Here is a 25322-nt window from a genome sequence, read left to right as displayed (position 1 = left end):
CGAACCTAACCGGGACGGGCGAGCCTGAACCTGTGACGTGCGCCCCGATCAAGAGCGGTGCCGCGATCCGGCGCCGTCACACCGGCCTGGCACCATGGGCCTCATGAACATCGTGCTCTTTCACTCGACCTACGGTCTGCGGCCCGCGGTGCACCGGGCCGCGGACCGGCTGCGCGCCGCCGGACACGAGGTGTGGACCCCCGACCTCTTCGAGGGGCACACCTTCGACACGGTCGAGGAGGGCATGGCGTACAAGGACGGGATCGGCAAGGACGAGCTGCTGAAGCGGGCCGTGCTGGCCGCCGCGCCCTACTCGGAGCGGGGGCTGGTGTACGCCGGGTTCTCCTTCGGCGCCTCGGTGGCGCAGACGCTGGCGCTGGGCGACGACAAGGCGCGCGGACTGCTGCTCCTGCACGGCACCTCGGACATCGCGGAGAACGCCTCGGTGGACGAACTGCCGGTGCAGCTGCACGTCGCGGAGCCCGACCCGTTCGAGACGGACGACTGGCTCAGCGCCTGGTATCTGCGGATGCGCCGCGCCGGGGCCGAGGTCGAGGTGTACCGGTACGCCGGGGCCGGCCACCTCTACACCGACCCCGACCTGGAGGACCACGACGAGGAGGCCGCCGAGGCCACCTGGCGGGTGGCACTCGGCTTCCTCGACTCGCTGGAGGGGGATCAGCCCGCCCGGTAGGCGGTCCAGCTCTGCTGCATGCGCGTCACCTGACCCGCGCTGAACTGGTACATGCACGCGTCGTAGGTGTAGTCCATGAAGTTGTGGATCGGGTCGGCGCCGTCCTTGCGGGCGCAGGTGTCGCGGCCCTCGGGGCACTGGTAGGCGGCGCTCTTCTCCGCCGGGGTGTCGTCGACGTAGTCGCCGTTGCCGTTGCAGCCGCCCTGGAAGGTGTGGTACAGCCCCATCCAGTGGCCGACCTCGTGGGTGGCCGTGTCGCCCTCGTCGTAGTTGGTGGCCGAGCCGCCCGGCAGCGAGGCGTCCAGGACGACGACGCCGTCCATCGACGGGCTGGAGTTGTACGAGCTGGGGAAGGTGGCCCAGCCGAGCAGGCCGTCGCCGATGTTGGCGGTGTAGAAGTTGAGCGCGTTCGCGCCGCCCTGGCGCAGGGCGGACTTCATCGCCTTCTCCTCCGGCGAGCCGTAGCCGACGGTGTACCAGGCGGCGTTGTCGGTGTAGTCGGTGCCGGCCAGCGTGAACTGGAAGCCCGAGTCGGTGTTGCCGGTGCCCTGGCCGGCGTAGGCCGCGTTGAGGACGTTCATCTGTGCGGTGATGTCGGCGGAGCTGAGCTTGCCGGTCTCACCGTCGTGGATGACGTGGAAGTAGACCGGGATGGTGGTGCCGGCGGCGGCGGACGCGGTGCTCCGCCCGTTCTCGCGCAGCTTGTCGAGCTTGGCGCGCAGATCGCGGTCCATCGCCTGGGCGCGGGCCTCGCTGATCTCGTTCGGCTCGGCGATGTGCTCGCCGTGGCCGGGGCGTGCCTCGCGGGCCGCCGCGTGGGTGTCGTCGGCGCACTCGGCGGCCTGGCTTCCGGCCACGGCGATGCCGGTGGGCGCGGCGACGGGGCTGAGCATCAGGGTTCCGGCCACGACGGCGGTGCCGAGCAGGCGTCTGCGCGACAGGGACGATATCCGGGCAAGCGTACGCATGGGGGCTCCTGGCGGATGCGGTGGGGAAAGGCGACCGGGGATCTTCCTGACCGCCGCCCGGAGATTACGTGGACATGATCAGCCCGGAAGAGCGGTGATCAAGCCCAATCAACTGCTGGGCAAACAGGGGCAATCGGGGAGCCGATGCATGCGGAAACGTTATGGCGCCGGGGGATTGGGAACCGGCCGTCATCGATTCGGCCACCGGGCGGGGGGTGTGTCCGGATTCGACTCACGGTCCACACCACCCGCCGTAGCGACGCGATCCGCCCTCCGGGGCAGTCCCCGCGACCGGGGATGGCCGAAAATCGACCTACCGAAGGCCGGTGGCCGGGACTAGACCGGGTCGTGGACGCGCTCGACCTTCTGTGTGCCGCTGCGGGTGCGGTAGGAGCGGACCCATGTGGAGGTGGCGTCCGCCTTCGTGCGGCCGGACAGCACGTAGTAGTCCATCTGCGCCCGCTCGGCGGTGACGTCCAGGACGCCGTAGCCGTGCCGGTCGGTGTCGACCCAGTGCACGTGCCGGTTGGCGGCCCTGATGAGCGGGGACGCGACCGCGGAGACGGTGCCCTCGGGGACCCGCACGATGTCGTCGAGGTTGTCGGAGGTGACCGAGGTGACCACGAACTCCGTGGCGGCCGAGGCGGACAGCGGGTAGGTGCCCGCGTTCACCGGCACGTCGTTGGCCCACGCCATGTGGATGTCGCCGGTGAGGAAGACCGTGTTGCGGACGGCGTTGGCGCGCAGGTGGGCGAGGAGTTCGCGGCGGTCGTCGGTGTAGCCGTCCCACTGGTCGGTGTTGAGGGCGATCCCCTCCTGCGGCAGGCCCAGCAGCTTCGCCAGCGGCTTCAGCAGGCTCGCCGGGAGGGAACCGAGGGCGAGCGGCGAGATCATCACCGAGGTGCCCACCAGCCGCCAGGTGGCGTCGGACGCCGTCAGCCCCGCCTTCAGCCAGTCCAGTTGGGCGCGCCCGGTGAGCGTGCGGTCCGGGTCGTCGACCTGGCCGTCGCCGAGGGAGACCTGCTGGGAGCGGAAGGAGCGCAGGTCCAGCAGCGAGAGGTCGGCCAGCTTGCCGAAGCGCAGCCGGCGGTAGGTGGTGCCCTCCAGCGCGGGCCGCACCGGCATCCACTCGAAGTACGCCTGCTTGGCGGCGGCCTGGCGCGCGGCCCAGCCGCCCTCCGCCCCCTCGGTGTGGTTCTCGGCGCCGCCCGACCAGGCGTCGTTGGCGATCTCGTGGTCGTCCCAGATGGCGACGACCGGCGCCCTGTGGTGCAGTGCCCGCAGGTCGGGGTCGGTCTTGTACGTCGCGTGCCGGAGCCGGTAGTCGGCGAGGGTGACGGTCTCGTGGGCGGGCGCGTGCGGCCGGACGACCTCGCCTCGGGTGCCGTACTCCCCGGTGCCGTACTCGTAGACGTAGTCGCCCAGATGCAGCCAGGCGTCCAGGTCGCCGCGGGCCGCGAGGTGGCGGTACGCCGAGAAGTGGCCGGCCTCCCAGTTGGAGCAGGAGACCACGCCGAAGCGCAGTCCGGTCACGGCGGCGTCGGCGGCCGGGGCGGTGCGGGTGCGGGCGACGGGGGAGTCGGTGCCGCCGGCGGAGAAGCGGAACCAGTAGTCGGTGGCCGGCTCCAGGCCGCGGATGTCCGCCTTCACGGTGTGGTCGGAGGCGGCGGTGGCGAGGACCGTGCCCTGCGCGACGACGTCCCTGAGGCCCCTGTCGCGGGCGACGGTCCAGCTCACCTCCGTGTCCGGGCCCAGCCCGGACCCGGGTATCGCCTCCGGTACCGGCGTCACGCGGGTCCACAGCAGGATGCCGTCCGGCAGCGGGTCGCCGGAGGCCACGCCGTGCAGGAAGGTGGGGGCCTGTGCGGCCGAGGCCCGCGCGGGCGGGGCGGCGGCGAGGGGTCCGGCCAGCACCGCCGTGGCGGCGGCCGCCCTGACGACCGTACGGCGGCGCGGGGACAGGGGGGTGGCGTCCGTGGTGGCGGACTCGGGGCTCTCGGATGGTCTGTTTCGACGGGTCACGGCCGATCAGGTTACTGACGGGTACACGCCAGAGCGGGCGAACTCGCGAAAGTTCGCCCGCTCTTCAGCCCCTGGTCAGCCGGCCGGGTCAGCCCTTGAGCGCCGCGTCGACCGCCGTGTTGAACTCGTCCACCGTCATCGGCGCGTTCTGGCCGTCGGAGCCGGTGAGCTTCTTGCCGTCCATCATCAGCGTCGGGGTGCCCTGGGCCTCGCTGTTGTCGAACACGTCGGACATCTCCAGCGCCCACTTGTCGTAGGTGCCGTCCTTCACGTCCGCCTGGAACTCCTTGTTGCCCTTCAGGGCGTCCACCGAGTTCGCGATCTCGATCAGGTACGAGTCGTCCTTGAACTTGTCGTCCGACTCCTCGGGGTGGAACTCGGCCGAGTAGAGCGCGCTCTTGTAGGCGAGGAACGCCTCGGGGCCGACGTTCAGCGCGGCGCCCATGGCGCTCAGGGCGTTCTTGGAGCCCTCGCCGGTCAGGTTGCGGTCCAGGAACGAGGCGCCTATGAAGCGGATCTTGTACTTGCCGTCCTCGACGTCCTTCTCGATGGTCTTGCCCACCGTCTGCTCGAAGGAGGCGCAGACCGGGCAGCGCGGGTCCTCGTACAGTTCGAGGGTCTTCTTCGCGCCGGACTCGCCGATGACGACGGTCGTGCCGTTCTTGCCGCTGGTGTTGGCCGGCTTGACGAGCTTGGCGTCCTTCGCGGTCTCCCAGTAGTCGGGCTGGTTGGCCTGGACGACCGCGTAGCCGATGCCGCCGGCCGCGGCCAGCACGCCGACCACCGACAGCGCGACGATGAGCTGCCGCCTGACCTTCGCCTTCTTCGCCTGGCGCTCGCGCTCCACGCGCAGCCGCTCTCGGGCCGCCGACTTCGCCGCCTGGCTGTTCCGCTTGCTCATGGTGATGTCTCCACGGGGGACGCACACGGTCGTGTGCGGGATACGTATGGGGGACTGCTGGTGCTCCGGGACTCGCCGGGCGGGGATGGCCTCAGGCGAGGGCGGCGGAGCAGGGCGGTCCGCGCCGTCCCAGGGAGTGCGCGAGGAGCAGGGTCCGGGCCGTGGCGGAACGGTGGACCCGGCGGGCCGGACGGAGGACCTCCGGGGCCCGGCGCACGGTCACCGCCGCGACCGCGAGCAGGAGCGGCCGGAACGTGGTCGCGGCCACCGCGCTCAGCAGCTGGGCCAGCGCCCGCTCGCCGCGGCGCAGCCAGGCGGCGGCGAACAGACCGACCCCGATGTGCGCTCCGAGCAGCGCCCAGGCGGTGGCCGGGTCGGCCTGGGAGAGCAGCACCGCCAGCCGGTCGCCGCCCTCGGCGGCGTGCCCGGTGACCCGGGCGAGCGGCGCGCCCACGCTGGTGCCGTCGCCGCACAGCACGTCGAAGCCGACGGAGCGCAGCGGACCCGCGACCGGGCCGCCCATTCGCCCGTAGCAGACGTGCTGGCCGGTGGTGAAGGCCGTGTCGGCGGCCAGCTCCAGCGGGATCAGCAGGGCGGCGATCCGCCCGAAGGAACGCTCCCGGCCCGCCAGGGCGTACGCCAGGACGAACACGGCGGCGGCGATCGCGGCCACCGTGTTCAGCGGCAGCGGAGCCCCGGACAGCAGCACGTGCGACGCGGTGCTGAGCGTCACGACGACGGCCGTGAACAGCGCCGCGCGCACGGCTCTGAGCTGGGTTCCGGATATGTCCATGGCGGTGAAGAGTGTGTCACGTGCTCCGGTAAGGGATCCCTAAAGGGTTCCTGTGGGCGTCCCGATCGTCACAATCCCGGAATCCTGCCGTTGCGGAACAGGTCCAGGAAGATCTGGTGGTCGCCACGGGCGCGGGCGCCGTAGTCGTGCGCGAAGTCGACCATCAGGGGGACCAGGGAGTCCTCGTCGGCGGCGATCGCGGCGTCGATGGCGCGCTCGGTGGAGAACGGCACCAGGGACTCGCCGGAGGTGTCGTCCGCCGCCGCGTGCATCGCGGCCGTGGCCCGGCCGAGGTCGGCGACGACCAGGGCGATCTCCTCCGGGTCGTCGATGTCGCTCCAGTCCAGGTCCACGGCGTACGGCGAGACCTCGGCGACCAGCTGGCCGGTGCCGTCCAGCTCGGTCCAGCCCAGCCACGGGTCGGCGTGCGCCTGGAGGGCGCGCTGGGAGATCACCGTGCGGTGCCCCTCGTGCTGGAAGTAGTCGCGGATGGCCGGATCGGTGACGTGCCGGGAGACGGCCGGGGTCTGGGCCTGCTTGATGTAGATCACGACATCGTTCTCCAGGGCGTCGCTGTGACCCTCCAGGAGGATGTTGTACGACGGCAGCCCCGCCGAGCCGATGCCGATGCCGCGGCGGCCCACGACGTCCTTCACGCGGTAGGAGTCCGGGCGGGCCAGCGAGGCGTCCGGCAGGGTCTCCAGATAGCCGTCGAAGGCGGCGAGCACCTTGTAGCGGGTGGCGGCGTCCAGCTCGACCGCACCGCCGCCGGAGGCGAAGCGGCGCTCGAAGTCACGGATCTCGGTCATCGAGTCCAGCAGCCCGAAACGGGTCAGCGAGCGGGCGTCGCGCAGCGCGTCGAGCAGCGGCCCCTGGGCGGTGTCCAGCGTGAACGGCGGCACCTCGTCGCTCTTCGCGCCGGTGGCCAGCGCGTGGATCCGCTCCCGGTAGGCGATCGTGTAGATGCTCACCAGCTCGGTGATCTGCTCGTCGCTGAGCGCCTTCGCGTAGCCGATCAGCGCCACGGAGGCCGCGAAGCGCTTGAGATCCCAGGTGAAGGGGCCGACGTAGGCCTCGTCGAAGTCGTTGACGTTGAAGACCAGGCGGCCGTTGGAGTCCATGTACGTGCCGAAGTTCTCCGCGTGGAGATCGCCGTGGATCCACACCCGGGAGGTCCGCTCGTCCAGGTACGGTCCGCTGTAGGTCCTCCCACCGCCCCCGGCGTACTCGGCGTCGAGATCGTGGTAGAAGAGGCAGGCCGTCCCGCGGTAGAAGGCGAAGGCCGAGGCCGCCATCTTCCGGAACTTCACCCGGAACGCGGCCGGGTCGGCGGCCAAGAGCTCGCCGAAGGCGGTGTCGAGGACGGCGAGGATCTCCTCACCGCGGTGCTCGTCGTTGAGCTGCGGTACCGACATCGCTTTGTGCCTCCTGGTGCGGGATGTTTCGGGACGGCTGGTCCGTCCCCTGCCTAACGTGCGACGGCGCGCGGGAGTGCCCGCGCCCCCGCCCGAAGGTACGTCGGGACGGCGCCCGGGTGTCAGTCCCGGGGCATAGACTTCGACGCTGTCCCCCGGACTGTCCGCCTGCCCGTCGCCGTGAGTTCTCCTTGGAGGCCGCACCGTGTCAAAGCCGCCGTTCACGCACCTGCACGTCCACACCCAGTACTCGCTGCTGGACGGTGCCGCGCGGCTGAAGGACATGTTCAACGCCTGCAATGAGATGGGCATGACGCACATCGCCATGTCCGACCACGGCAACCTGCACGGGGCGTACGACTTCTTCCATTCCGCGCAGAAGGCCGGAGTCACCCCGATCATCGGGATCGAGGCGTATGTCGCCCCCGAGTCCCGGCGCAACAAGCGCAAGATCCAGTGGGGCCAGCCGCACCAGAAACGGGACGACGTCTCCGGTTCCGGCGGTTACACCCACAAGACGATGTGGGCGGTGAACAGCACCGGCCTGCACAACCTCTTCCGCCTCTCCTCCGACGCGTACGCCGAGGGCTGGCTCCAGAAGTGGCCCCGGATGGACAAGGAGACCATCGCCAAGTGGTCCGAGGGGATCGTGGCCTCCACCGGCTGCCCCTCCGGCGAGGTGCAGACCCGGCTGCGCCTCGGCCACTTCGACGAGGCCCTCAAGGCGGCCGCCGACTACCAGGACATCTTCGGCAAGGACCGCTACTTCCTGGAGCTGATGGACCACGGCATCGAGATCGAGCACCGGGTCCGCGACGGCCTGCTGGAGATCGGCAAGAAGCTCGGCATCCCCCCGCTGGTCACCAACGACTCCCACTACACGTACGCGCACGAGGCGGGCGCCCACGACGCGCTGCTGTGCATCCAGACCGGCAAGAACCTCTCCGACCCCGACCGCTTCAAGTTCGACGGCACGGGCTACTACCTCAAGTCCACCGACGAGATGTACGCCATCGACTCCTCGGACGCCTGGCAGCAGGGCTGCGCCAACACCCGGCTGATCGCCGAGATGGTCGACACCACGGGCATGTTCGAGAAGCGCGACCTGATGCCCAAGTTCGACATCCCCGAGGGGTACACCGAGGTCAGCTGGTTCCGCGAGGAGACCATGCGCGGCATGGAACGCCGCTTCCCGGGCGGCATCCCCGAGGACCGCATGAAGCAGGTCGAGTACGAGATGGACACCATCATCTCGATGGGCTTCCCCGGCTACTTCCTCGTGGTCGCCGACTTCATCATGTGGGCGAAGAAGCAGGGCATCGCGGTCGGCCCCGGCCGAGGCTCCGCGGCCGGCTCGATCGTCGCCTACGCCCTCGGCATCACCGACCTCGACCCGATCCCGCACGGACTGATCTTCGAGCGGTTCCTCAACCCCGAGCGCATCTCCATGCCGGATGTCGACATCGACTTCGACGAGCGCAGGCGCGTCGAGGTGATCCGGTACGTGACGGAGAAGTACGGCGCCGACAAGGTCGCCATGATCGGCACCTACGGCACCATCAAGGCCAAGAACGCCATCAAGGACTCCGCGCGCGTACTGGGCTACCCGTACGCGATGGGCGACCGGCTCACCAAGGCGATGCCGGCCGACGTCCTGGGCAAGGGCATCCCGCTCTCCGGCATCACGGACCCGAACCACCCCCGGTACTCCGAGGCGGGCGAGATCCGCGGGATGTACGAGAACGAGCCGGACGTGAAGAAGGTCATCGACACCGCCAAGGGCGTCGAGGGCCTGGTCCGGCAGATGGGCGTGCACGCCGCCGGCGTGATCATGTCCAGCGAGACCATCACCGACCACGTGCCCGTCTGGGTCCGGCACACCGACGGCGTGACCATCACGCAGTGGGACTACCCGAGCTGCGAGTCGCTCGGCCTGCTGAAGATGGACTTCCTGGGCCTGCGCAACCTGACCATCATGGACGACGCCGTCAAGATGGTGAAGGCCAACAAGGGCACCGACATCGACCTGCTGTCGCTGCCCCTGGACGACCCGACGACCTTCGACCTGCTCCAGCGCGGCGACACCCTCGGCGTGTTCCAGTTCGACGGCGGCCCGATGCGCTCCCTGCTCCGGCTGATGAAGCCGGACAACTTCGAGGACATCTCCGCCGTGTCGGCCCTGTACCGGCCGGGCCCGATGGGCATGAACTCGCACACCAACTACGCCCTGCGCAAGAACGGCCAGCAGGAGATCACGCCGATCCACAAGGAGCTCGAGGAGCCCCTCAAGGAGGTCCTGGACGTCACCTACGGCCTGATCGTCTATCAGGAGCAGGTGCAGAAGGCCGCCCAGATCATCGCCGGCTACTCGCTCGGCGAGGCCGACATCCTCCGCCGCGTCATGGGCAAGAAGAAGCCCGAGGAGCTGGCGAAGAACTTCACCATCTTCCAGGCCGGCGCACGCAAGAACGGCTACAGCGACGAGGCCATCCAGGCGCTCTGGGACGTGCTGGTGCCCTTCGCCGGCTACGCCTTCAACAAGGCGCACTCCGCCGCGTACGGACTGGTCTCCTACTGGACCGCCTACCTCAAGGCGAACCACCCGGCCGAGTACATGGCCGCGCTGCTCACCTCGGTGAAGGACGACAAGGACAAGTCGGCGGTCTACCTCAACGAGTGCCGCCGCATGGGCATCAAGGTCCTCCCGCCCAACGTCAACGAGTCCATGGCGAACTTCGCGGCACAGGGCGACGACGTGATCCTCTTCGGCCTCTCCGCGGTGCGCAACGTCGGCACCAACGTCGTGGAGTCGATCATCAAGTGCCGCAAGGCCAAGGGGAAGTACACCTCCTTCCCGGACTACCTCGACAAGGTCGACGCGGTCGTCTGCAACAAGCGCACCACGGAGTCGCTGATCAAGGCCGGCGCCTTCGACGAGATGGGGCACACCCGCAAGGGCCTCACCGCCCAGTACGAGCCGATGATCGACAACGTGGTCGCGGTGAAGCGCAAGGAGGCCGAGGGACAGTTCGACCTCTTCGGCGGCATGGGCGAGGAGGACACCAGCGAGCCCGGCTTCGGCCTCGACGTCACCTTCACCGACGACGAGTGGGACAAGACCTATCTGCTCGCCCAGGAGCGCGAGATGCTCGGGCTCTACGTCTCCGACCACCCGCTCTTCGGCCTGGAGCACGTGCTGTCCGACAAGGCCGACGCGGGCATCTCGCAGCTCACCGGAGGTGACTTCGGCGACGGCGCGGTGGTCACCATCGGCGGCATCATCTCGGGCCTCCAGCGCAAGATGACCAAGCAGGGCAACGCCTGGGCGATCGCCACCGTGGAGGACCTCGCCGGCTCCATCGAGTGCATGTTCTTCCCGGCGACGTACCAGCTCGTCTCCACGCAACTCGTCGAGGACGCCGTGGTGTTCGTCAAGGGCCGGCTCGACAAGCGGGAGGACGTGCCCCGGCTGGTCGCGATGGAGCTGATGATCCCCGACCTGTCCAACGCGGGCACCAACGCGCCGGTGGTGCTCACCATCCCGGCCACCCGCGTGACCCCGCCCATGGTCAGCCGGCTCGGCGAGATCCTCACCCACCACAAGGGCGACAGCGAGGTCCGCATCAAGCTCCAGGGGCCGACGAAGACGACGGTGCTGCGCCTGGACCGGCACCGGGTCAAGCCCGACCCGGCCCTCTTCGGCGACCTGAAGGTCCTCCTCGGACCGTCCTGCCTGGCGGGCTAGCGACGCCCGGCCGACGCGTGTGAGGGGCGCACCCTGTGGTGGGTGCGCCCCTCTTCATGTGCCGGGGCCGCAACGGCCCGTCATACGGATGTCAGTTGTGGCCGAAGCGCTTCTGCCGGCCCTTGCCCCGGCCTACCTCGCCGGGCACGACCTGTGTGGTGCGCTGCTCGTCCGGTGTCTCCATCGTGGACGGCTGGGCCGCCCGCTGGGCACGTTCGGCCTGCGGCTGCTTACGGTCACGGTTCTTGTTCTTGGCCATGGTGGTGCCTCCTGTGGGGGACTAGGGGCCAGGGCCGGGACCAGATTCACATAGCCCGATAACAGCCGCATGTTGGACAATTACCGTGTGTGACCGGGGTGATCGGGGAGGAAGTGTGGAAACGCCACGCCGAAGATCGAGTTCGGGCCGTTAACCCTGGCGTGGTCGGGCAGACTCGAAGCAAGCCCGAAGCAAACCTCCCGGAAAGAGGGTGGATCGCGTGGACCGCTGCATCGTCCTGGTGGACGCCGGGTATCTGCTGGGGGCCGCCGCCAGTCTCCTCGCCGGGGAGCCCTCGCGGTCCCGCATCACCGTCGACCACGCGGCCCTCATCCAGGGGCTGCGGGAGCGCGCGGAGTCCGACACACGGCAGCCGCTGCTGCGCATCTACTGGTTCGACGGCGCCCCCGACCGCGTCCCGCAGCCCGAGCACCGCAGGCTGCGCGTGATGCCCCGGGTCACCGTCCGGCTCGGCGCGCTGACCCGCAGCGACGGACGCTGGGCGCAGAAGGGCGTCGACGCAGCGATGCACGCCGAGCTGACCGAGCTGGCCCGCAACCGCGCCTGCTCCGACATCGTGCTGGTCACCGGCGACGGCGATCTGCTGCCCGGCATGATGGCCGCCAAGGAGCACGGCGTCGCCGTGCACCTGTGGGCCGTCCAGGCCGCCGACGGCGACTACAACCAGTCCGAGGACCTGGTCGCCGAGGCCGACGAGCGCCGAGTGCTTGACCGTGCGTGGATCACCCAGGCGGTACGGGCCAAGGAGTACACCGGGGTGTGCGCCCCGCCGCCCGTGCCCCGGCCGGAGATCGCCGCGATCCTCTCCGCCCCGCTGCCCGACTCCGCGCTCGGCGCGGCGGCCGAGCGGGCCGCCCAGGAGCCGCAGCACCCCGCCGCCGCGCACAACGGCACCGCCGAGAGGACCCCCACGGCCAAGGGCGTACCCACCCCCAAGGACCTGGCCGCGCTGCGCAGCCCCGGCCCGCACCAGCCCCAGCAGCCCGCCTCCGCGACCCTGCGCTGGTCCTCCGACAAGGGCTGGGTCGACCGGCCCGTCGCCGAGCCGGCCGACGCCGCCTCCATGCCCACGCTCGCCCAGCTGACCACGGCCGAGCAGCGGTGGGCCGACCGCGAGGAGGACATCACCACCGTCGGCGGGGACCCGTTCGAGGTCGGGCAGGTCTTCGCCCGGCGCTGGGTGGAACGGCTCGGCGACCAGAGCCACATCCAGAAGCTGTCCGCCATGTACCCCCGCATCCCGCACCGCGTCGACGGGGAGCTGCTGCGCTACGCGGCGCGCTTCGGGCTGCTCGCCCACAAGGACGACCAGATCGACGAACGGGACCGTTACGCCATCCGGGCGGGGTTCTGGCGGGAGCTGGACCTGCGTACCGGTACGGAGAGGGCTCCCGCCGGGGAGTAGGCGGCCGGCGGTGCTCCGCCCCGGTTCGGGGGCTCCGCCCCCGTGCCCCCGCCAGAGGGCTCCCGCCCCTGGACCCCCGGCCTATGCCCACCCGCCACCCGACTCGGTCCGCCGAAAGGCGGGGCAATGCACGGTTGGCGTGCGTTTGGCGGGTACTGGGCGCCCCGGAGACCGGGCGGGCTCCCCGACCCCGTAGGCTCGTCCCTTGTGAGTACGCGCGCGGCACAGGGATTCCGGCACGGTGGTGATGTCGTGTGTGCGGTGCGCGGGCTGACCAAGACCTATCCGGCGGTACGCGGCAGACGCGGGGTTCCCGCGACGCCCGAGGTCCGGGCCACCGACGACGTCGAACTCGACATCCGGCGCGGTGAGATCTTCGGGCTGCTCGGGCCGAACGGCGCCGGCAAGTCCACCCTCGTACGCCAGCTGACCGGGCTGATGCGGCCCGACCGCGGCAGTGTGGAGATCCTCGGCCACGACATCGTGCGCCACCCCGAGCGGGCCGCCCGCATCCTCGCCTACCTCGGCCAGGAGTCCAGCGCCCTCGACGAACTGACCGTGTCGCTCGCCGCCGAGACCACCGGCCGACTGCGCGGGCTCGACGCCCGGCGGGCGCGGGCCGAGCGGGACGACGTCCTCGACGAACTGGGGCTCGCCACGATCGCCGGACGCCCGCTGAAGAAGCTCTCCGGCGGCCAGCGCAGGCTCGCCTGCTTCGCCGCCGCGCTGGTGGGGGAGCGCCCCCTGCTCGTCCTCGACGAACCCACCACCGGCATGGACCCGGTGGCCCGGCGCGCGGTGTGGTCCGCCGTCGACCGGCGCCGCGCCGAGCACGGCTCGACCGTCCTGCTGGTCACCCACAACGTCATCGAGGCCGAGACCGTCCTCGACCGGGTCGCCGTGCTCGACCGGGGCCGCGTCATCGCCTGCGACAGCCCGGCCGGCCTCAAGGAGCGGGTCGCCGGCGAGGTCCGGGTCGACCTGGTGTGGCGCGAGGCGGCCCCCCTGCACGTGCCCGAGGTCGCCGCGCTGCGCGACCGGGTCGTCGAGTCGGGCCGCCGCTGGACCCTGCGGCTCGCGCCCGAGGAGGCGCGTACGGTCGTCGCCACCGTCACCGGCGGGGCCGCCTTCGCCGCCCTGGACGACTTCACGCTCGCCACGCCCAGCCTGGAGGACGTCTACCTGGCGCTGGGCGGGGCCGTTCGACAGGGGCTGGTGAAGGCGTGAGCACATGGGCCCCGTCATCCGTACGGAACAGGGCGAGCGCCGCAGAACGTCCGAGCGAAGGGGAGCAGCACGACGTGAGTGTCGTACCCGCCGATGTCGTGCCGGGCGGCGCCCTGGCCGTGGAGGAGGCCGCGCCGGAACCGGCCGGGCTCGGCCCCCGGGCGCGGCTGTGGCCGTCGCTGGCGGCCGTCTACCGGGCGCAGCTGTCGCGGGCCCGGGTCGCGCGGATTCCGCTGCTGTTCGTGGCGACCTTCCAGTCCGTCGGGATCATGATCCTGATGCGCGGGGTCGTGGACGGCGGCGGCGAGGCGCAGGCCGTGGTCGCCGGCTCGGCGGTGCTGGTCGTCGCGTTCGTCGCGCTGAACCTGCTCGCCCAGTACTTCGGCCAGTTGCGGGCCAGCGGAGGGCTCGACCACTACGCGACGCTGCCGGTGCCGCCGGCCGCGGTGGTGCTGGGCGCGGCGGGCGCGTACGCGTCGTTCACCGTGCCGGGGACCGTGGTGACCGCCGTCTTCGGATGCGTGCTGTTCGGGCTGCCGCTGGCGCATCTGTGGGTGCTGGCCGCCGTGATCCCGCTCGCCGGGGCCGCGCTCGCCGGACTGGGTGCCGCGCTGGGCCTGCTCGCGCCACGGGCCGAGATGGCCACGCTGCTCGGCCAGCTCGGCATGTCGGCGGCGCTGCTGCTGGGCGTGCTGCCGGCCGAGCGGATGCCGGAGGCGGTGCGTCTCGCCCGGGACCTGCTGCCGTCGACGTACGGCGTCGAGGCCCTGGCCCGGACCTTCGGACCGCACCCCGACTGGGCCCATGTGCTCGCCGACCTCGCCGTGTGCGGGATGGTCGGCGTGATCTCCCTGGCGGTGGCGACCTGGGCGTACCGCAGGGCAGCCGTCCGGTGACGCGCCGCACAGCCGGGCCTGGCACGATGGCAGGGTGAGCGCACCTCTGACACCACCACCGCCTCCGCACGACCATTCCGCGCGGGACGCGTGGCAGCCGCCGTCCGACGGCCAGGCGGCCCACGCGGGGAAGTCCGGCCACACCGAGTATCCGCAGCACGGCTGGTGGTACGAACAGGACGGCCCCGGGATGAAGACGGAGATGCGGGAGGGCGCCGTGACCGCGGTGGCGGTGGCGCTCGGCGGGGTGCTGCTCGGGCTGCTGTGGTGGTGGCTGGCGCCGCGGGTGCCGCTGGTCGGTGACGCGGCCGGCGACAACTGGGTCGTCTACCTCAAGGACTCCGAGGGCGAGCAGAGCATCGGGGTGGACGGGACGTTCTCGCTGCTCGCGATCGGCTTCGGGGTGGTGAGCGCGCTGGTCGTGTTCCTGCTCCGGCGCCGTGGGGGTGTGCCGCTGGTGGTGGGGCTGGCGGTCGGGGGGCTGCTCGGGTCGGTGCTGGCGTGGCGGCTGGGGGTGTGGCTCGGGCCCGCGCAGGATGTCGTCGCCCAGGCGAGGAGTGTGGGCAAGGGGGTCACGTTTGACGCGCCGTTGAAGCTGGGGGCGAAGGGGGCGCTGTTGGCTTGGCCGTTCGCGGCGTTGATCGTGCATCTGGGGTTGACGGCGTTGTTCGGGCCGCGGGATCCGGAGCAGTTTCCGCCGACGGAGCCGTACGTGTCCCACGGGGCGTAGGCCGCCGGTTCCCGGCACTCGTTGTTGGGCGGGGCGCGCTGCCCGGTGCTCCGCGTGGGTGTGGGCCCGGGGGTCGGTCTCGCGGCCCGGTGCCGTGCCCCGGCGTGGGTGTGGGCCGGGGGGTGTTCGCGCGGCCCGGCGCTGGCGGGGTGCCGTCGCGCCCACCCGTGCCGCCCCAGCGGCACGACTGCCCGCGGAGAGCGGAAGACGCGGCACCGACTCACCCACCAACCGTGGGCGTCAGGCGGGGCGGCCGATTGGGGCCAGGGTTGCGGAGGTGAGGGCGGCCAGGTCGGTGGGGGACAGTTCGACCTCCAGCCCGCGGCGCCCGGCCGAGACGCAGATCGTCTCGTGCAGGTCGGCCGACTCGTCCAGGACCGTAGGGAGCCTCTTGCGCTGCCCGAGGGGCGAGATGCCGCCCCGGACGTACCCCGTGGTGCGTTCCGCCAGCGCCGGGTCGGCCATCGCGGCCCGCTTGCCGCCCACCGCCGACGCGAGGGCCTTCAGGTCCAGTTGCCCGGCCACCGGGACCACCGCCACCGTCAGCGCCCCGTCGATGTCCGCCACCAGCGTCTTGAAGACCCGTTCCGGGGAGACGCCCATCGCCTCGGCCGCCTCCTCGCCGTAGGACGGGTGGGACGGGTCGTGGTCGTAGGAGTGCACCGTGAACGGCACCCCGGCCGCGGTCAGCGCCACCGTCGCGGGAGTGCCTCCCGACTGCTGCTGCTTCTTGGACTTCTTCGCCATCCCGGCCCGTACCTACCCCACACAGATCGCACGTCAGTTGAGACTCGTCGGACCGCGCGTCAGCTCCGCGGCCGGCAACGACGGCAGACTACGGATGATGGCCGTCTCCGCGCGAAGCAGTTTGAGCTCGTCCCGGAGCCGGGACGCGGTGTCCGGCGCCTGGAGCAGCCGCTGCTTCGTCGGCGTGTCCAGCATCATCGCGGCGGCGACCAGGTACGAGACGACACCCGGCTCGTCCGGCAGGTCCGCGCCGGTCGCCAGCGACCGCTCCCGCGCCCCCGCCAGCCGCTTCTGGTACTGGCGGAAGGACCGCAGCACCCCCTCGGCGAGCGCCCCGGCCTCGTCACCGGGATCCTCCTCCAACGGCTCCGCCTCGGCCGTCAGATACGGCCCGGAGGCGTCCACGGACAGCAGCCGCACCCGGGTCGTACCGGTCGCCAGCACCTCGAAGGTGCCGTCGGCCCGTTCCCGGATCGTCGCCGCGTCGGCCACACAGGCCACCTTGTGGAAGGCGCGCAGCGGGTCGGCGCCGAAGCCCGCGGCCGGGCCCCGTTCGGGCACGGCCGTCGGATCGGGCATGCCGGGCGCGCTCGGCGCCACCTCGTGCCCGTCGCGGATCGCCACGACGGCGAACCGGCGCGGCTCGTCCTCGGGGGTCTTCAGCAGCTCGCGCATCATGGCGCGATAGCGCTCCTCGAAGACGTTGAGCGGGAGCACGAGCCCCGGGAACAGCACCGTGTTCAGGGGGAAGAGCGGGAGCCGGACGGTCGTCACGAGCCAAAAGCCTAATGGTCGCCGAAGCGGAGTCGTCCGCCCTGCTCACTCCTCGGTCGGTCGGACCCCGGCGCGGGGGCACCGGACGCGACCGCCGCACGCACCAGCTGACGCACCTCCAGGAACCGGCCGAGCGGATCGTCCGCCTCCCGGTCCCAGGGGAAGGACGTGGCGTACGGGCCGGTCAGCCGCAGCTGCTCGAGGGCGTCCCGCCAGCGCTCCAGGCGGACGAGGACGTAGGTCAGCAGGTTGCGCGGCTCCGCCGGCCAGGGCTGGCCCTCCGGCAGCCGCGCGGAGAGGGCGACGGCACGGTCGGCCGCCGCTTCCAGCCGCTCGCGCGGCACCTCGGGTCCGCACGGGTCGGTGAGATAGCCGAACGCGGCCCGCAGCGGCAGCGCCTGCGTCAGCGAGTCCTCCGGCGCGTCCTGCGCGGCCCGGTCCGCGAAGTCGAAGCACTCGCGGTGCGACCCGTGCCACGACGACGCCAGATAGCGCAGGGCCGCCACATGGCACCCGTGATGGTGCGGGGCGCGCCGGACCGCCGCCGCCCACAGCTCCTCGAAGTACGGGTGGCCGGCGCGGGCACCGCGGGCGTGGTCCAGGGCGAGCCGCCACGGCACCGGGTCCCGGCCGTCCGCGCGCGCGGCGGCCGTGATCAGCGGGGTCACCTCGCGCAGCAGCTCGACCCGGGCCGGTGAGTCCCAGGCGCGGTCCACCGCCCGCTGGGCGTCAACCAGCAGCCCGTCGGGGTCGCCCGGGTCGCGGGCGCGCCAGGTGTCCAGCCACTCCGGCCGCGAGCGCGCGAAGGCGGCCAGCCGCCGCACATACCGGTCGCGCTGCTCCCAGGCGCCGGTGCGCCGGGTGGCGGCGAGCAGCGCGACGACGGGCGCGGGATCACCGCCGGCGGCCCCGACCAGCGCCGGGCCCATCAGATCGTCGGGTGCGTCGAGGAGCACCTCGTCGTCGGAGGGCAGCACCGCGACGACGGGGGTCGCGACGCCCGTCGTCTTCTCTCGCACCCGGGATGTACGGGTGAACCCGTGCAGCAGAGCCATGGTGTCGACCATTGAAAGTCCGCAGGTCACAGCGGCGCCAGAGGCCACACGGAAGTCGTGGAAGGTTGTACGTCGTCGGGTCAAGGCCCGGCAAAAAGCGGAGGGAATCTCACCTTGTGTCGACCCTCCGGCCTCAGTGGTCTCACGGGTCACACACGTGATCACCACATACGGCACGGCGTCTACGTACGACGCAGCGTCCGCGTCGCCCCCGCCGCCACCGTCGTCGCCAGGATCCAGCCCAGCAGGATGAACGCGGCCGACAGCCACTGCCAGCCGCCGCGCAGTTGCCAGAAGCCCACCTGGCCCAGGTCGATCACCGGCAGCAGCAGGTCCAGCGCGAACAGCGCCGGGTTCCACGCCGGATGCTCACCGCTCTTGAGGGGCGGATGATCGGCACGGGCGAAGGCCACCGAACCGGCGGCCCACAGCACCGCCATCCACACCGCGGCCCGACCCGGACGGTATCCGTAGGCGACCGTCCAGTCCTGCGCGTAACCCCACAGCTTGGCCGCGAACGGCAGGCTCTCGCGGCGGCGGCGCTGCTTGGCGAGCAGCACCTCACGGGCGTCCTCGTCCTCCCCGCCCTCCCGCAGCACGGCCGCCAGCCGCTCGTACGGCTCCGGGTTGTACTCGGCGCTCGCCGCGTCCACCCAGCGCAGCCGCAGCGCCAGCGGGAACGGCCCGCGCGGCACCAGGTTCTCGTAGGTGAAGCCGCCCATGTGCAGCCGGCCGGGGCCCGGCCAGCTGTCGGCCCTGTCCATCAGGTTCACCACCCTCGCGCCCGACAGCACCACCCGGCCGCGCGCCGGCCGCTCCCCGAGGAAGCGCAGCTCCGGCGTCTGCACCCGGCGCAGCGACAGCTCCTGGTCGTCGGTGAACGTGAACCCGGCGCCCTCGAAGTCGACCGCGTCCCCGAAGCGCCCGTCGTCAAGACGCACCCCGCCCTCGCACTCGAACCGCTGGATCCGCGTCCCGCGCGCCGGTGTCATCCCACTGCGCGCCTGGGCGCCGACCCCCGCCGGGGTCAGGTACAGCGAGCGCTCCACGGTCAGCTGCGGCGCGTTCAGCGCGAGCCGGGTGTACGGGTTGACCAGCCGGGCGCCGCGCAGGCTCAGCGAGACGCCTATCGTCGCGCCGCGCAGACTCAGCTCACCGTGCGACTCCAGCATCTCCGCCTGGAGGTCCTGCCCGACGTTCATGCCGTCCGCGGCTATCGAGCGGCCGCTGCGGTCCCGGTGCACGATCGCCTGGTTGAGCAGCAGATCCGTACCGATCCGGGCGTCGGTGAGCCGTATGCCGCCCAGGAACCGGCAGCGCGGCAGATGCAGATCGCCCTCGGTGTGCAGCCGCGCCGCCTCCAGCCGCGGTATCGAGCAGTCCACCATCCGCACGGTCGTGAAGCGGGCCTCCGGCAGCAGCACGTCCCGCTCGAAGCGGCAGGCGCGCATCTCCAGGTACGGCACCACGGTGCCGCCCGCGAGGTCCAGCACGCCGCTGATCCGCACGCCGACCAGCTTCAGCGACGAGACCCGGCCGGCCAGGGCGGGCGGGCCGTCCAGCAGCAGCCAGCACACGACCCGGGCCCGGACCGTCCGCTCGGGACCCCACGGATGCCCTCCGTGCGGATCGTCGACGACCGTGTCCCCGCTGCTCAGGTCGTACACGGTGCCGTTGCGGAAGGCCTGCCACATCCCGGCCTCCGTGGCGGTCAGGTCCTCCGGCGGCTCTCCGCCGCCCGGTCCCACCCCCTCGGTCACGGAACTCCCCTCCTCCTCACATACTCGCTGGTTCGTCCCTTCGTACAACCGTTCATGCCCGGTGCGGTGACAGGTTGAACACGGAAAGTGAAGAGGATCTCGGATATGTGCGCGGACCGTTACCACGGACGGCGCGTATCAGCCATTGGAACAGGCGGACGGCTCACCGCGCGGGTCTGAGAGAATTGACCCCGTGATCTCCCGAATCGATCTGCGCGGCGAAGCCCTCCCCGAGGGTGCCGCCCTGCGCGACCTGCTGCCCCGAGCCGACTTCGACGTCGCGGCCGCCCTGGAGAAGGTGCGGCCCATCTGCGAGGACGTGCATCATCGGGGCGACGCGGCGCTGATCGACTTCGCCGAGAAGTTCGACGGCGTCCGGCTCGACCAGGTACGGGTCCCGGCGGCCGCCCTCACGCGCGCCCTGGAGGAGCTCGACCCGGCCGTGCGCGCGGCCCTGGAGGAGTCCATCCGCCGCGCCCGGCTCGTCCACCGCGAGCAGCGCCGCACCACCCACACCACCCAGGTCGTGCCCGGCGGCACGGTCACCGAGAAGTGGGTCCCGGTCGACCGCGTGGGCCTGTACGCGCCCGGCGGCCGGTCCGTCTACCCGTCCTCCGTGATCATGAACGCCGTGCCCGCCCAGGAGGCCGGCGTCCCGTCCGTCGCGCTCGCCTCCCCGGCCCAGGCCGAGTTCGGCGGGCTGCCGCACCCGACGATCCTCGCCGCCTGCGCCCTGCTCGGCGTCGACGAGGTCTACGCGGCCGGCGGTGCCACCGCCGTCGCGATGTTCGCGTACGGCACCGAGTCCTGCCCGCCCGCCACCATGGTCACCGGCCCCGGCAACATCTGGGTCGCCGCCGCCAAGCGCTACTTCACCGGCCGCATCGGCATCGACGCCGAGGCCGGCCCCACCGAGATCGCGATCCTCGCGGACTCCACCGCCGACCCGGTGCACGTGGCCTCCGACCTGATCAGCCAGGCCGAGCACGACCCGCTGGCCGCCGCCGTCCTGGTCACCGACTCCGCCGACCTCGCGGACGCGGTGGTGAAGGAACTGGAGCCGCAGGTCAAGGCCACCAAGCACATCGACGACCGGATCGTCCCGGCCCTCGCGGGCCGGCAGTCCGCCGTCGTCCTGGTCGACGGCCTCGACGAGGGCCTGCGCGTCGTCGACGCCTACGGCGCCGAGCACCTGGAGATCCAGACCGCCGACGCCGCCGCGGTCGCCGGCCGGGTGCGCAACGCCGGCGCGATCTTCGTCGGCCCCTGGTCCCCGGTATCGCTCGGCGACTACGCGGCCGGCTCCAACCACGTCCTGCCCACCGGCGGCTGCGCCTGCCACTCCTCGGGCCTGTCCGTCCAGTCCTTCCTGCGCGGCATCCACATCGTCGACTACACCGAGGACGCGCTGGCCGAGGTCGCGCACCACGTGGTCACGCTGGCGGAGGCGGAGGACCTGCCCGCGCACGGCGCGGCGATCAAGGCGAGGTTCGGCTGGAAGGTACCCGAGAGCAAGTGACCGGCATCGACGATCTCCCCGTACGGGACGAGCTGCGCGGCAAGTCCCCCTACGGCGCGCCCCAGTTGGACGTCCCCGTACGGCTGAACACCAACGAGAACCCCTACCCGCTGCCCGAGCCGCTGGTCGAGCGGATCACCGAGCGGGTCCGCGAGGCCGCCCGCCACCTCAACCGCTACCCCGACCGGGACGCCGTCGAGTTGCGCACCAGGCTGGCCGAATACCTGACGAAGACGACCGGACACCCGGTCGCCCTCGAGAACGTGTGGGCTGCCAACGGCTCCAACGAGGTCATCCAGCAACTGCTCCAGACCTTCGGAGGCCCCGGCCGCACCGCGATCGGCTTCGAACCGTCGTACTCGATGCACGGCCTCATCTCGCGCGGCACCGGCACCGGCTGGATCTCCGGGCCGCGCAACGAGGACTTCACGATCGACCTCGCCGCCGCGGAGAAGGCGATCGCGGAGCACCGGCCCGACGTCGTCTTCATCACCACGCCCAACAACCCCACCGGCAACGCGGTCCCCCCGGAGACGGTCCTCGCGCTGTACGAGGCCGCCCAGGCGGCCAAGCCGTCGATGGTGGTCGTCGACGAGGCGTACATCGAGTTCAGCCACGGCGACTCGCTGCTCCGGCTGCTCGACGGACGCCCGAACCTCGTCGTCTCCCGCACCATGTCGAAGGCGTTCGGCGCGGCGGGCCTGCGCCTCGGCTACCTCGCCGCGCACCCGGCGGTCGTCGACGCCGTCCAGCTGGTCCGGCTGCCGTACCACCTCTCCGCGATCACCCAGGCGACCGCGCTGGCCGCCCTGGAGCACACCGACACGCTGCTCGGCTACGTCGAGCAGCTCAAGACCGAGCGCGACCGGCTCGTCACCGAACTGCGCGCCCTCGGCTACGAGGTGACCGAGTCCGACGCGAACTTCGTCCAGTTCGGCAGGTTCGAGGACTCCCACGCCACCTGGCGGAAGATCCTCGACCGGGGCGTCCTGGTCCGGGACAACGGCGTACCGGGATGGCTGCGGGTCACCGCGGGCACCCCGGCCGAGAACGACGCGTTCCTCGACGCGGCGCGTGACCTCAAGAAGGAACAGGAGCAGAGCGCATGACCCGCGTAGGACGCGTGGAACGCACCACCAAGGAGACGTCCGTCCTCGTCGAGATCGACCTCGACGGCACCGGGAAGACGGAGATCTCCACCGGGGTCGGCTTCTACGACCACATGCTCGACCAGCTCGGCCGGCACGGTCTGTTCGACCTGACCGTGAAGACCGAGGGCGACCTGCACATCGACTCCCACCACACCATCGAGGACACCGCCCTCGCGCTCGGCGCCGCCTTCAAGCAGGCGCTCGGCGACAAGGTGGGCATCTACCGCTTCGGCAACTGCACGGTCCCGCTGGACGAGTCCCTCGCCCAGGTCACCGTCGACCTGTCCGGCCGCCCCTACCTCGTGCACACCGAGCCCGAGAAGATGGCGCCGATGATCGGCGAGTACGACACCACGATGACCCGGCACATCCTGGAGTCCTTCGTCGCCCAGGCCCAGATCGCGCTGCACGTCCACGTGCCCTACGGGCGCAACGCGCACCACATCGTGGAGTGCCAGTTCAAGGCCCTCGCCCGCGCCCTGCGCTACGCGTCCGAGCGGGACCCCCGCGCGGCCGGCATCCTGCCCTCCACGAAGGGCGCGCTGTAAGCCATGAACGGACTGTCCACCGTCCTGATCGTCGTCGGCCTGTTCTTCGTCGGCGGGATCATCTCCTTCGTCAAGCAGAAGATGCCCACGAGCCTCATCGTGCTGCTGTCGATCGGCGCCGTGATGTGTCTCGGCGCCGGCATCCTGAGGCTGGAGGTGTGAGCGTTTGAGCACCACCAAGAAGGTCGTGGTCTTCGACTACGGCTTCGGCAACGTCCGTTCCGCCGAGCGCGCCCTCGCCCGCGCGGGAGCCGACGTCGAGATCACCCGTGACTTCGACCGCGCGATGAACGCCGACGGGCTGCTGGTGCCCGGCGTCGGCGCCTTCGCCGCCTGCATGAAGGGCCTGAAGGAGGCCCGCGGCGACTGGATCGTCGACCGCCGGCTCTCCGGCGGCCGCCCGGTGATGGGCATCTGCGTCGGCATGCAGATCCTCTTCGCGCGGGGCATCGAGCACGGCGTCGAGACCGAGGGCCTCGACGAGTGGCCCGGCTCGGTCGAGCCGCTCCAGGCCGACATCGTGCCCCACATGGGCTGGAACACCGTGGACGCCCCGGCCGGCTCCGAGCTGTTCGCCGGCCTCGACGCGGACGCCCGCTTCTACTTCGTGCACTCCTACGCCGTCCACGACTGGACACTGGAGACGACGAACCCGGCGATGCGCGCCCCGCTCGTCACCTGGTCCACCCACGGCGAGCCCTTCGTCGCGGCGGTGGAGAACGGCGCCCTGTGGGCCACCCAGTTCCACCCCGAGAAGTCCGGCGACGCCGGTGCCCAGCTCCTCACCAACTGGATCGGAACCCTGTAGAGACATGGCCAAGCTCGAACTCCTCCCCGCCGTCGACGTCCGCGACGGCCAGGCCGTCCGCCTGGTGCACGGCGAGTCCGGGACGGAAACGTCGTACGGCTCCCCCCTGGAGGCCGCCCTCGCCTGGCAGCGCTCGGGCGCCGAGTGGCTGCACCTGGTCGACCTGGACGCCGCGTTCGGCACCGGCGACAACCGCGCGCTGATCGCCGAGGTCACCGGCGCGATGGACATCAAGGTCGAGCTGTCCGGCGGCATCCGCGACGACGCCACCCTCGCCGCCGCCCTCGCCACCGGCTGCACCCGCGTCAACCTCGGCACCGCCGCCCTGGAGACCCCCGAATGGGTGGCCAGGGTCATCGCCGAGCACGGCGACCGGATCGCCGTCGGTCTCGACGTCCGCGGCACCACGCTGCGCGGCCGCGGCTGGACCCGCGACGGCGGCGACCTCTACGAGACGCTGGAGCGCCTCAACAAGGAGGGCTGCGCCCGCTACGTCGTCACCGACATCGCCAAGGACGGCACCCTCCAGGGGCCCAACCTGGAGCTGCTGAAGAACGTCTGCGCCGCCACCGACCGCCCGGTGGTCGCCTCCGGCGGAGTGTCCTCGTTGGACGACCTGCGCGCCATCGCGGAGCTCGTGCCGCTCGGTGTCGAGGGCTCCATCGTCGGGAAGGCCCTGTACGCCAAGGCGTTCACGCTGGAAGAGGCCCTGGAGGCTGTGTCCTCATGACATCCGATGCCGTACGGCGCGTGCAGAGCGGAAACCCCTGGGAGGAGTCCTTCGGCTTCGCACGTGCCGTGGCGGCGGGTGACCGCGTCCTGGTGGCGGGCACGACCGCCTTCCGGGGCGAGGTGCTGTACGGGGAGGGCGACCCGTACGAGCAGGCCAAGGTGGCCTTCACCAGCGCGCTGGAGGCGATCGGCGAGTTCGGGCTCGGCATCGAGTCCGTGATCCGCACGCGTATCCACCTCGCCCATGTGCGGGACGTCGACGCGGCCGGACGCGCCCACAAGGAGCTGTTCGACTCGGTGCGCCCGGTCACCACGGTGCTGGTGGTCGAGGGCTTCGTGGACTCGCGCGTACTGGTCTCAGTGGAACTGGAAGCATTCAGAGGAGCCGTGAATTCATGACCCTGGCGGTCCGAGTCATCCCCTGCCTGGACGTGGACAACGGCCGGGTGGTCAAGGGCGTCAACTTCCAGAACCTGCGCGACGCGGGCGACCCCGTCGAGATGGCCAAGGTGTACGACGCCGAGGGCGCCGACGAGCTGACGTTCCTGGACATCACCGCCTCGTCGGGCAACCGCGAGACGACGTACGACGTGGTGCGCCGCACCGCCGAGCAGGTGTTCATACCGCTGACCGTCGGCGGCGGCGTCCGCACCCCCGAGGACGTCGACCGGCTGCTGCGGGCCGGCGCCGACAAGGTGGGCGTGAACACGGCCGCGATCGCCCGCCCGGAGCTGATCCGGGAGATCGCGGAGCGCTTCGGCCGGCAGGTCCTGGTGCTGTCCGTGGACGCCCGGCGCACCGAGTCCGGTTCCTTCGAGGTCACCACGCACGGCGGCCGCCGCGGCACCGGCATCGACGCCGTCGAGTGGGCGCACCGGGCCGCCGAACTGGGCGCCGGCGAGATCCTGCTGAACTCCATGGACGCCGACGGCACCAAGGACGGCTACGACCTGGAGATGATCGCCGCCGTCCGCAAGCACGTCACCGTCCCGGTGATCGCCTCCGGCGGCGCCGGAAAGCTCGGCGACTTCCCGCCCGCGGTGACCGCGGGCGCGGACGCCGTCCTGGCCGCCTCCGTCTTCCACTTCGGCGACCTGCGCATCGGCCAGGTCAAGGACACCCTGCGCGGAGCCGGCCACCCCGTGCGATGAC

General features: G+C 71.5%; 24 protein-coding genes. 14 read left to right on the top strand and 10 right to left on the bottom strand.

Annotated elements, in window-relative coordinates:
• Positions 1–103 precede the first annotated feature (103 nt).
• Entirely contained in the window at positions 104–694 is a 591-nt protein-coding gene (locus tag ACZ470_RS23440; RefSeq protein WP_468430025.1) for a dienelactone hydrolase family protein, read from the top strand.
• Here the strand turns inward: ACZ470_RS23440 and ACZ470_RS23435 are convergent.
• The 5 genes from ACZ470_RS23435 to ACZ470_RS23415 all read right to left on the bottom strand — a co-directional run bounded on the left by ACZ470_RS23435 (position 679) and on the right by ACZ470_RS23415 (position 6793).
• Positions 679–1662 (bottom strand): zinc metalloprotease, encoded by a 984-nt coding sequence (locus ACZ470_RS23435; protein WP_468430024.1) that lies wholly within the window; start codon positions 1660–1662, stop codon positions 679–681. The genes ACZ470_RS23440 and ACZ470_RS23435 overlap by 16 nt on opposite strands.
• A gap of 336 nt (positions 1663–1998) precedes the next feature.
• Positions 1999–3684, bottom strand: a complete 1686-nt coding sequence (locus tag ACZ470_RS23430) for an alkaline phosphatase D family protein (protein WP_468430023.1) — start codon at positions 3682–3684, stop codon at positions 1999–2001.
• Between the two features lie 88 nt (positions 3685–3772).
• Complete coding sequence (locus ACZ470_RS23425; RefSeq protein WP_468430021.1) at positions 3773–4585, bottom strand: DsbA family protein; 813 nt, start codon at positions 4583–4585, stop codon at positions 3773–3775.
• 91 nt (positions 4586–4676) lie between these two features.
• A complete protein-coding gene (locus ACZ470_RS23420) occupies positions 4677–5378 on the bottom strand; it encodes a hypothetical protein (RefSeq protein ID WP_468430019.1) in 702 nt (233 codons plus the stop codon).
• A gap of 68 nt (positions 5379–5446) precedes the next feature.
• Entirely contained in the window at positions 5447–6793 is a 1347-nt protein-coding gene (locus ACZ470_RS23415) for a DUF2252 domain-containing protein (protein WP_468430017.1), read from the bottom strand.
• Between the two features lie 205 nt (positions 6794–6998).
• Here ACZ470_RS23415 and dnaE point away from each other — a divergent pair, with 205 nt between their 5' ends.
• Positions 6999–10538 carry a DNA polymerase III subunit alpha gene (dnaE, locus tag ACZ470_RS23410; RefSeq protein ID WP_468430016.1) on the top strand — a complete coding sequence of 1180 codons (3540 nt, stop codon included), beginning with the start codon at positions 6999–7001 and terminating at the stop codon, positions 10536–10538.
• 91 nt (positions 10539–10629) lie between these two features.
• Here the strand turns inward: dnaE and ACZ470_RS23405 are convergent, their stop codons facing one another.
• Positions 10630–10797 carry a hypothetical protein gene (locus ACZ470_RS23405; protein ID WP_468430014.1) on the bottom strand — a complete coding sequence of 56 codons (168 nt, stop codon included), beginning with the start codon at positions 10795–10797 and terminating at the stop codon, positions 10630–10632.
• Positions 10798–11017: 220 nt separating this feature from the next.
• Here ACZ470_RS23405 and ACZ470_RS23400 point away from each other — a divergent pair, with 220 nt between their 5' ends.
• From ACZ470_RS23400 to ACZ470_RS23385, 4 genes are all read left to right on the top strand, one after another.
• On the top strand, positions 11018–12223 hold the full coding sequence (locus tag ACZ470_RS23400) for an NYN domain-containing protein (protein ID WP_468430012.1): 1206 nt from the start codon (positions 11018–11020) through the stop codon (positions 12221–12223).
• 252 nt (positions 12224–12475) lie between these two features.
• Positions 12476–13450 (top strand): ABC transporter ATP-binding protein, encoded by a 975-nt coding sequence (locus tag ACZ470_RS23395; protein ID WP_468430241.1) that lies wholly within the window; start codon positions 12476–12478, stop codon positions 13448–13450.
• Positions 13451–13524: 74 nt separating this feature from the next.
• Positions 13525–14346, top strand: coding sequence for an ABC transporter permease (locus ACZ470_RS23390; protein WP_468430010.1), 822 nt, complete (start codon positions 13525–13527; stop codon positions 14344–14346).
• 34 nt (positions 14347–14380) lie between these two features.
• Positions 14381–15076, top strand: coding sequence for an AAA family ATPase (locus ACZ470_RS23385; protein WP_468430008.1), 696 nt, complete (start codon positions 14381–14383; stop codon positions 15074–15076).
• Between the two features lie 240 nt (positions 15077–15316).
• On the opposite strand, the gene ybaK is transcribed toward ACZ470_RS23385, so the two are convergent.
• The 4 genes from ybaK to ACZ470_RS23365 all read right to left on the bottom strand — a co-directional run bounded on the left by ybaK (position 15317) and on the right by ACZ470_RS23365 (position 19412).
• Positions 15317–15823, bottom strand: coding sequence for a Cys-tRNA(Pro) deacylase (gene ybaK, locus ACZ470_RS23380; RefSeq protein ID WP_468430006.1), 507 nt, complete (start codon positions 15821–15823; stop codon positions 15317–15319).
• Between the two features lie 33 nt (positions 15824–15856).
• The gene (locus ACZ470_RS23375) at positions 15857–16597 is read right to left on the bottom strand and encodes an LON peptidase substrate-binding domain-containing protein (RefSeq protein WP_468430004.1); all 741 of its coding nucleotides are present in this window, start codon (positions 16595–16597) and stop codon (positions 15857–15859) included.
• A gap of 11 nt (positions 16598–16608) precedes the next feature.
• Positions 16609–17664, bottom strand: a complete 1056-nt coding sequence (locus ACZ470_RS23370; RefSeq protein ID WP_468430002.1) for a hypothetical protein — start codon at positions 17662–17664, stop codon at positions 16609–16611.
• Between the two features lie 170 nt (positions 17665–17834).
• On the bottom strand, positions 17835–19412 hold the full coding sequence (locus tag ACZ470_RS23365) for an oxidoreductase (protein WP_468430001.1): 1578 nt from the start codon (positions 19410–19412) through the stop codon (positions 17835–17837).
• 193 nt (positions 19413–19605) lie between these two features.
• Between ACZ470_RS23365 and hisD the strand changes: the two genes are divergently transcribed.
• From hisD to hisF, 8 genes are read left to right on the top strand one after another with little or no spacing between them, the layout of a single operon-like run.
• Entirely contained in the window at positions 19606–20931 is a 1326-nt protein-coding gene (hisD, locus tag ACZ470_RS23360; protein ID WP_468429999.1) for a histidinol dehydrogenase, read from the top strand.
• Positions 20928–22040, top strand: a complete 1113-nt coding sequence (locus ACZ470_RS23355; protein WP_468429997.1) for a histidinol-phosphate transaminase — start codon at positions 20928–20930, stop codon at positions 22038–22040. Before hisD ends, ACZ470_RS23355 begins: the two co-directional genes overlap by 4 nt.
• Positions 22037–22630 carry an imidazoleglycerol-phosphate dehydratase HisB gene (gene hisB, locus ACZ470_RS23350; protein ID WP_142171367.1) on the top strand — a complete coding sequence of 198 codons (594 nt, stop codon included), beginning with the start codon at positions 22037–22039 and terminating at the stop codon, positions 22628–22630. Before ACZ470_RS23355 ends, hisB begins: the two co-directional genes overlap by 4 nt.
• Before the next feature lie 3 nt (positions 22631–22633).
• Positions 22634–22792 carry a hypothetical protein gene (locus tag ACZ470_RS23345; protein ID WP_468429995.1) on the top strand — a complete coding sequence of 53 codons (159 nt, stop codon included), beginning with the start codon at positions 22634–22636 and terminating at the stop codon, positions 22790–22792.
• 4 nt (positions 22793–22796) lie between these two features.
• Positions 22797–23438, top strand: coding sequence for an imidazole glycerol phosphate synthase subunit HisH (gene hisH, locus ACZ470_RS23340; protein ID WP_468429993.1), 642 nt, complete (start codon positions 22797–22799; stop codon positions 23436–23438).
• A 4-nt stretch (positions 23439–23442) separates the two neighbouring features.
• Positions 23443–24168, top strand: coding sequence for a bifunctional 1-(5-phosphoribosyl)-5-((5-phosphoribosylamino)methylideneamino)imidazole-4-carboxamide isomerase/phosphoribosylanthranilate isomerase PriA (gene priA, locus ACZ470_RS23335; RefSeq protein ID WP_468429991.1), 726 nt, complete (start codon positions 23443–23445; stop codon positions 24166–24168).
• Positions 24165–24569: a Rid family hydrolase gene (locus ACZ470_RS23330; RefSeq protein WP_468429990.1), complete on the top strand. Its 405-nt coding sequence runs from the start codon at positions 24165–24167 to the stop codon at positions 24567–24569. The genes priA and ACZ470_RS23330 overlap by 4 nt, the downstream gene beginning before the upstream one ends.
• Positions 24566–25321, top strand: a complete 756-nt coding sequence (hisF, locus tag ACZ470_RS23325; protein WP_468429988.1) for an imidazole glycerol phosphate synthase subunit HisF — start codon at positions 24566–24568, stop codon at positions 25319–25321. The genes ACZ470_RS23330 and hisF overlap by 4 nt, the downstream gene beginning before the upstream one ends.
• The last annotated feature ends 1 nt before the right edge of the window (position 25322 follow it).

Source organism: Streptomyces sp. NPDC031111, from assembly GCF_055570675.1.
This window is presented reverse-complemented; position numbering and strand designations above follow the sequence as displayed.